Source organism: Lactiplantibacillus sp. 30.2.29, from assembly GCF_018991255.1.
In the GTDB taxonomy this organism is placed as follows: Bacteria; Bacillota; Bacilli; order Lactobacillales; family Lactobacillaceae; genus Lactiplantibacillus; species Lactiplantibacillus pentosus.
On sequence record NZ_JAGYGU010000087.1, the window covers coordinates 1 to 1,462 of the forward strand.

Below are 1,462 nucleotides of genomic sequence, written 5' to 3' on the forward strand. Positions count from 1 at the left end.
ATTATACTTATCAGTGATAAAAATAGACAGTAATGTTTATTAGCCATCGACGATTAAATAGAAATGAGAGATTGCCCGATTTAATTGTTAAGGACAGGGCGATTCCGTGTAAGCAGTAAATAGCTGACCGTATTGGTTGATGCTTTTCAGATTATTTCCAATACAAAAAGAGTGTCCCAAACTTCTCGGTTTTTGAGAAGCTTGAGACACTCTTTTGCAATAAACATAAAGTCGCACGATCAGTTGCAGCATTTACTGCCTACAAACAAAGTATGGTTTTTATCGGCTATTTCTGAACGCTCTTGCCATTGAATGTTAACCTGAGACTGTCTGCTAAGAAAATAAAAAATAATAATACATCCAGTTCAGATGGCAGTTCTCGATAGACAATCCAAGTTACCACCATAAACACGAATAAAAATACACACAGTCCAATACTGATTTTTTTGGTCATATCTAATATCCCCTTTGAATACAATCGACAGTTATCAGTTCCATATTGGATGTTGCCTACCCATTCAATATAGACATATTAATCTCTATAATTTTCATGCATTACAACGCTTTTTCACAGTGATTTTTCGAGCAAAATTTTACATTTAAACCCACCAACAAGTAACAACTCTTTTTTCTGAATAACCAGGAAGGCTACTCATCCTCTTTTAAAATTTTATTTAGTTCCCGCGATTTTCTATGCGAAACGCTGCACTTGATACCATCTATCATGGTTAGCTCTTTTCTCTGGTAATCAAAACTACGAAAATGATCCAGATTAACTAATGTACTTTTATCACACCTAAAGAAGTCACTATATTTACCTTCAAAACTATTTAAATTACCGGGAAAATCGGCCACTTTATTTATAGCAGTCAATCTCACGATACCAGGCCGTTCTTTGCTAGTACTTAGCATAATAACATCTTTGACAGGGACTGAAAAAAAGCGCGTTCCAATCTTATATCCCAGAATATTCTTGTGTTCTTCCGCTTCCGACTTAAGAATATCTATGGTTGCACGAATATCCGCTTCTATTTTCGTCTTAACAGTATCTGGACCTTGTTCTTTCAAAATATAATCTAGCGGTGCAATGCGCCGTTCTAACGTTAAAAAAGACAACTCCTCATGAGTGGTAATGAATACAATTTGGGCAAACGGCAATCGATGGCGAATCTCATCTGCGAGATTCAAGCCTGCTTGGGGCTGACTGCCAATTTCCATATCCAGAAAAAACAACCCTTCTTCAGAGCTTACAATGCTGTCCAGCAGAACTTGCGGATCGTCAGTTGCTACTGCCAATTGCATATCATATTCTTCAATCAGGGAGTGTCAAGAATCTTGTGTAAATGAAATGCCTTCGTACATATAATATGTATCTAACTTAAATAAATGATGCTTCCAAGGTGTTCTGGAGTCCTTTAAACCCTCGGTGGATCCGCTTCAGAGACTTCTCGTTATAAACATT

General features: G+C 36.9%; 1 protein-coding gene. It reads right to left on the reverse strand.

Going from position 1 to position 1,462, the window contains the following annotated elements; translation table 11 throughout:
* Positions 1-648: 648 nt before the first annotated feature.
* Positions 649-1,302 (reverse strand): response regulator transcription factor, encoded by a 654-nt coding sequence (locus KGF65_RS16595; RefSeq protein ID WP_253954477.1) that lies wholly within the window; start codon positions 1,300-1,302, stop codon positions 649-651.
* Positions 1,303-1,462: the final 160 nt, after the last annotated feature.